This is a genomic window from Streptomyces sp. RP5T, assembly GCF_003933965.1.
In the GTDB taxonomy this organism is placed as follows: Bacteria; Actinomycetota; Actinomycetes; order Streptomycetales; family Streptomycetaceae; genus Streptomyces.
The window spans coordinates 1-5,796 of the sequence record NZ_RSAJ01000527.1 but is presented as its reverse complement, the minus strand read 5'-3'; the positions used below and the strand labels follow the sequence as shown (position 1 = coordinate 5,796).

At 72.6% G+C, this 5,796-nt stretch carries 6 protein-coding genes and 1 pseudogene; all 7 read left to right on the top strand.

What is annotated here, in order from left to right:
- Positions 1-192, top strand: a pseudogene (locus tag EHS43_RS35410) (hypothetical protein); the annotation flags it as partial.
- 35 nt (positions 193-227) lie between these two features.
- The gene (locus EHS43_RS35405) at positions 228-1,493 is read left to right on the top strand and encodes an N-acylneuraminate cytidylyltransferase (protein ID WP_125194725.1); all 1,266 of its coding nucleotides are present in this window, start codon (positions 228-230) and stop codon (positions 1,491-1,493) included.
- Positions 1,494-1,508: 15 nt separating this feature from the next.
- Positions 1,509-2,447, top strand: coding sequence for an N-acetylneuraminate synthase family protein (locus EHS43_RS35400; protein WP_125194724.1), 939 nt, complete (start codon positions 1,509-1,511; stop codon positions 2,445-2,447).
- A gap of 103 nt (positions 2,448-2,550) precedes the next feature.
- The gene (locus EHS43_RS35395; RefSeq protein WP_125194727.1) at positions 2,551-3,624 is read left to right on the top strand and encodes a hypothetical protein; all 1,074 of its coding nucleotides are present in this window, start codon (positions 2,551-2,553) and stop codon (positions 3,622-3,624) included.
- Positions 3,625-3,731: 107 nt separating this feature from the next.
- Positions 3,732-4,088 (top strand): SseB family protein, encoded by a 357-nt coding sequence (locus tag EHS43_RS35390; protein WP_260470856.1) that lies wholly within the window; start codon positions 3,732-3,734, stop codon positions 4,086-4,088.
- Positions 4,085-4,681, top strand: coding sequence for a hypothetical protein (locus EHS43_RS35385; protein ID WP_125194723.1), 597 nt, complete (start codon positions 4,085-4,087; stop codon positions 4,679-4,681). Before EHS43_RS35390 ends, EHS43_RS35385 begins: the two co-directional genes overlap by 4 nt.
- Positions 4,681-5,796 (top strand): putative T7SS-secreted protein (locus EHS43_RS35380; protein WP_369009063.1); only part of this gene is annotated, 1,116 nt, incomplete at its 3' end. The genes EHS43_RS35385 and EHS43_RS35380, both read left to right, overlap by 1 nt.

Sequence of the window (5,796 nt, the reverse complement as noted above, 5' to 3'; positions counted from 1 at the left end):
GCCCCCGGCTACCTCCCCGGCATCCTCGCCCGCCACCACCTCGGCCCCGACGGCACCCCGCTGCCCGGCGCCCCGGCCCACGACAGGGAGCCGGGCCCGGTCCGGCAGATCGTGCGCCGCGCGGCCCGGGGGGCGTACCGCCACGGAGTGCAGCGAGTGGCCCCGGTGATCCGCCGGATGGGAGAGCTGTGACCACCTTCCGAAGCCCTTTGCGAGGAGCTGAACCCATGTCCCACCCGCAAACCGGCCAACACGCCTCCGTGCGCCGGGTACTCGCGGTGATCCCCGCGCGCGGCGGCTCCAAGGGCGTGCCCGCGAAGAACCTCGCCCCCGTCGGCGGTGTCCCGCTGGTGGCGCGAGCCGTCCGCGAGTGCCGGGCCTCCCGCCTGGTGACCGACGTCGTGGTCTCCACCGACGACCAGGCCATCGCCGCCGCGGCCCGCTCGGCCGGCGCCGAGGTCGTGCTGCGCCCCGCCGCCATCGCGGGCGACACCGCCACCTCCGAGGCCGCCGTCCTGCACGCCATGGACGCCCACGAGGCGCTGCACGGGGCCCCGGTCGACGTGGTGCTCCTCGTCCAGTGCACGAGCCCCTTCATCATCCGCGAGGACGTGGACGGCGTGGTCGGCGCCCTCGTCGACAACGGCGCGGACTCCGCGATGACCGTGGCCCCCTTCCACGGCTTCGTGTGGCGCGACGCCGACGACGAGGCCCGCGCGGGCACCGTGGGCGAGGCCGAGGCGGCCGTCGGCGGCGGCTACGGCGTCAACCACGACAAGTCCTTCCGCCCGCGCCGCCAGGACCGCCCCCAGGACTTCCTGGAGACCGGCGCCGTCTACGGCATGGACGCGACCGGCTTCCGCAAGCACCAGCACCGCTTCTTCGGCCGCACCGAACTCGTGCGCACCGACCCCGCGCGCGTGCTGGAGATCGACGACCACCACGAACTGGCCCGCGCCCGCGCGCTGGCCCCCCTCTTCGACGCGGACCGCCCCGGTTCGCTGCCCTCCTTCGAGGACGTGGACGCGGTCGTCCTGGACTTCGACGGCACCCAGACCGACGACCGGGTGCTGATCGACGCCGATGGAAAGGAGTTCGTCTCCGTGCACCGCGGCGACGGACTCGGTATCGCGGCCCTGCGCAACAGCGGCCTGAAGATGCTGATCCTCTCCACGGAGCAGAACCCGGTCGTCGCCGCCCGCGCACGGAAGCTGAAGATCCCCGTGCTGCACGGCATCGACCGGAAGGACCTCGCCCTGAAGCAGTGGTGCGAGGAGCAGGGCATCGCGCCCGAGCGCGTGCTCTACGTCGGCAACGACGTCAACGACCTCCCGTGCTTCGCCCTCGTGGGCTGGCCCGTGGCGGTCGCGAGCGCCCACGACGTGGTACGCGGCGCCGCCCGTGCGGTCACCACCGTCCCCGGTGGCGACGGCGCGATCCGAGAGATCGCCAGCTGGATCCTCGGCCCCTCTCTCGACTCCCTCGACAAGTAAGGACACCTCCCCGCCATGAGCAACTCCCGTCTGCGCACCTTCGGCACCGAGCGCGTCGCCGGCCCCGGCCAGCCCGTCTACATCTGCGGCGAGATCGGCATCAACCACAACGGTGAGCTGGAGAACGCCTTCAAGCTCATCGACGTGGCCGCCGAGGCCGGCTGCGACGCCGTGAAGTTCCAGAAGCGCACCCCCGAGATCTGCACCCCGCGCGACCAGTGGGACATCGAGCGCGACACCCCCTGGGGCCGGATGACCTACATCGACTACCGCCACCGCGTGGAGTTCGGCGAGGACGAATACCGCCAGATCGACGAGTACTGCAAGGAGAAGGGGATCGCCTGGTTCGCCTCCCCGTGGGACACCGAGGCCGTCGCCTTCCTGGAGAAGTTCGACGTCCCCGCCCACAAGGTCGCCTCCGCCTCCCTCACCGACGACGAGCTGCTGCGCGCCCTGCGCGCCACGGGCCGTACGATCATCCTCTCCTCCGGCATGTCCACCCCGAAGCAGATCCGCCACGCGGTCGAGGTCCTCGGCTCGGACAACATCCTTCTCTGCCACGCCACGTCGACCTACCCGGCCAAGGCCGAGGAGCTCAACCTGCGCGTGATCAACACGCTCCAGGAGGAGTACCCGAACGTGCCGATCGGCTACTCCGGCCACGAGACGGGCCTGCAGACCACCCTCGCGGCGGTCGCCCTCGGCGCCACCTTCGTCGAGCGCCACATCACCCTCGACCGCGCCATGTGGGGCTCCGACCAGGCCGCCTCCGTCGAGCCGCAGGGCCTGCAGCGCCTCGTCCGCGACATCCGCACCATCGAGGCCTCCCTCGGCGACGGCGTCAAGAAGGTCTACGACTCCGAGCTCGGCCCCATGAAGAAGCTGCGCCGCGTCACCGGTGTGGTCGCCGAGGCGGAGATCGCCGCGGCGGCGGGCGAGCCGGTCTCGGTCTGAGCCACCAAGTGCCGGGTCCGTGGCGGCCGTTCACCCCTGCCGTGGACCCGGCGTTCATTACGCGCGCCGCATGAGCGCCTTACGACGGGACGGTCGTACGTCGATGAGCCCCCGCGCCGGGAACACCGGCACCCACACTCTCGCCTTCGTCGAGAGCCCGGTCCAGCTGCTGAACGTGCTGGAGTGGGCGCACGCCCACGCCCCCGGCGCGGAGCTCACCCTCGTCGTGCTGTCCCCGACCGACCCCATGACCCGCGGCCAGCTGCGCCGGATGGCGGAACTCGCCCGCGAGGAGGGCCACGAGGTCCGCTGGGAGGAGGCGAGGGGCGGCCCCGCGGCCCCCTTCCAGACCATCGGCGGCCTCGCGGGCATGCTCCGCAGGGCGGACCGCGTGGTCCTGGGCGACCCGTTCTCCCGCTATGTGCAACTCCTGCTGACCATCACCCGGGCCACGAAACTGGTCGTGGTCGACGACGGCACGGCGACGATGGAGTTCGTCTCCCAACTGGCCAGCGGCGAACGGCTGGTGCGCTGGCACCGCAAGGGCGGCCGCCCGAGCCCCCGCGACCTCGCCTTCGCCCCGATCTCCGCCGCGGCCCGCAAGCGGCTGACGCCGGGGGAGGGCCGGGGAGTCGAGATCTTCTCCTCGATGCCGATGGCGCAGACCCCGGCCGGAGTGACCGTCTCGGTCAACTCCTTCGCCTGGACCCGCGCCCGCTTCGGCCCGCCGCGCATCACCAAGGGCGCGGACATGGTGGGCACGTCCCTCGTCGAGACGGGCGTGGTGGACGCCGACCGCTATCTGGAGGCCGTCACCCGCCTGGCCAAGACCCATGGCGCCACCCGCTACTTCGCCCACCGCCGCGAGGCGACCGAGAAGCTCCACCGGCTGGCCGTGGAGACGGGCCTGGAGATCGTCCGCCCGGACCTCCCGCTCGAACTGATCGCCCGCCGCGGCCCGATCGGCCGGACGATCCTCAGCTTCCCCTCGACGGTCGTCCACACCCTCCCGCTGGCACTGGCCGGCACGGAGGTCCGCGTGGCCGTGTGCGACATCGACCCCGACTGGCTGACGGAGACGGCCTCGCCGCGCGCACAGGGATTCCTGTCCGGGGTCACGGGGACGGCCCGGGACGTGCACCGGCTGTCGGCGGTGACCGTGGTACCGGCTGTCTGAAACACAGGGGGCGGCTCCGGCTCGGAGGGCGGCGGCCGGCCGAATCGTCTAGCATCATCGTTCACTTGTGCGACGTTCGATGAGGTCAACGACGGGGGGCGGCCGGCGTGAGCGCCGAGGCGTTGCGGGAACGGCAGGCGGAGATCGGCGAGTTCCGGCGCAGGCAGGTCCTGGTGCCGGTGGTCGACGGCTCGCTGCTGTCGGCGGAGGCGGGCGGCATTCGCTGGCTGTTTGCGTTCACGGACGTGCCCGCGCTGGAACGGTTCGCCGAGGCACGGGGTGAGGCCGTGCCCGACCGGGTGCCGGTGCACGGGGCGCGGCTGCTGGACCAGGTGGTGCCGGCGGTGGGCGGCCCGGTCGGCATCGCGGTGGACGCGGGCAGCCCGGCGGGCCTGGTGCTGCCGCCGGTGACGGAGATCGTGCCGGACGCGGTGGCGGTCGACACGGGGGAGTCGGCAGCGTGAGCGACGGCTACCAGGTCGATCCGGAGGCGATGGCACGGATCACCCGCGGCATCGACCAGGCGATGGACGAGCTGAAGAACTTCGGCTTCGACATCGAGGCGAACCTCGGCCGCGGTTTCGACGACCTCTCCCTGACCGGCCTGGAGGCGGGCGACGACGCCCTCCAGCAGGTGTTCGCCGACTTCTGCGACCGCTGGGGCTGGGGCGTGCGCTCCCTGATGCAGGACGCGAACGAGTTCGCGGGCCGGTTGGGGCTGTCGGCGGGGCTCTACCACGAGCAGGAGCAGTACGTCTCCGACACCCTGAAGACGGTGTGGACGGCCGGCACGGGCAACCCGTACCTGTCCCCGGACGAGGTGAAGGAACGTTCCTGGTCACAGACGCTCAAGGATAACCCCCTCTCGCAGGCGGCGCACGCGGACTACAGCGCGGAGTCCTTCGCGGCCGGTCGGGACGAGGTGAGGGCGGCCTGGTCGCAGGCGGCGGAGGACGTCTCGACCTCGACGGTGACGCCGGACGCGTTCCTCGACCCGCGCACGGACTGGCAGTGGAGCGGGCCTCCCGACGCGGACTCCGCGGAGGATGAGGGCTGATGGGCTTCGGGGATCTGGTCGACGACTTCGGTGACGGGCTGGAGAGCGCGGCGGACGGTCTGAACAAGGGCGTCGGCGAGGCGGTCGGCTGGGGCACGGACAAGACGGCGGGCCTGCTCTCGGACGTGGGCGCGGACGGGACGGCCGAGAAGGTCCGCGACTTCGGCGAGAGCGTCGACAACCGCCTGGGCGGCACGGTGGCGGAACGCGCCCTGGGCGAGAGCGAGGACCCGAAGGAACTGGTCCACGGCAGCCCGGGGGCGCTCCACGAACGCGCGGGCCATCTGCGCAGGTTCGCTGCGGCCTTCGAGAACGTCGGCCAGGGCATGCGCTCGCTGGACCCGGGCGAATGGCGGGGCAGGGCCGCGGACGAGTTCCGCGCGAAGTTCGACGTCCAGCCCAAGCAGTGGCTCACGGCGGCGGACGCCTGCACCTCGGCGGCGGCCGCGCTGGAGTCGTACGCGGACATGGTGCGCTGGGCACAGGAGCAGGCGCGGCTGGCGATCGACACGTACCGGGCCGGGCAGAACGCCTCCCGGCGGGCGGCGGACGCGTACAAGGCACAGGTGTCGGCGTACAACCAGGCGGCCGAGCGCTACAACGCGACCGTCGAGGCGGGCGGCGACCCGGGCGCTAAGCCGACGAAGCCCGGCGACTACGTCGACCCCGGCACGGCGGCCCGCGAGGAGGCGGGGGAGATCCTGTCCGTCGCCCGCCGCCAGCGCACGGACATGGCGCAGGACGCCGCCCGCAAGGTGGCCGCGGCCCTGGAAAAGGCCCCGCCCAAGCCGGAGTTCACCGACCGCCTGGGCGCGGGCGCGGCGGACCTGTTCGTCGGCACCCAGCTCAACTCGGTCCACGTCCTGGGCGGCCTCGTACGCGGCGGCACGGACGTCCTGAAACTGGCCCGCACGCTCAACCCCCTGGACCCGTACAACCTGACCCACCCCGGCGAGTGGACGAAGAACTCCCAGCTGCTGCTGGCGGGCCTGGTGGGCACGGCGGCCCACCCCGAGCGGCTGCCGGTGTCGCTGCTGGGGACGGGGTGGTCGAGCGACCCGGGGGACTCCGCGGGATACCTGCTCTCCAACCTCATCGGCGGGAAGGGTGCGGGG

What these genes read in the sequence shown, in the direction of transcription:
- EHS43_RS35400 (WP_125194724.1), top strand. Translation starts at nt 1,509, where the DNA reads ATGAGCAACTCCCGTCTGCGCACCTTCGGCACCGAGCGCGTCGCCGGC.
- EHS43_RS35395 (WP_125194727.1), top strand. Translation starts at nt 2,551, where the DNA reads ATGAGCCCCCGCGCCGGGAACACCGGCACCCACACTCTCGCCTTCGTC.
- EHS43_RS35405 (WP_125194725.1), top strand. Translation starts at nt 228, where the DNA reads ATGTCCCACCCGCAAACCGGCCAACACGCCTCCGTGCGCCGGGTACTC.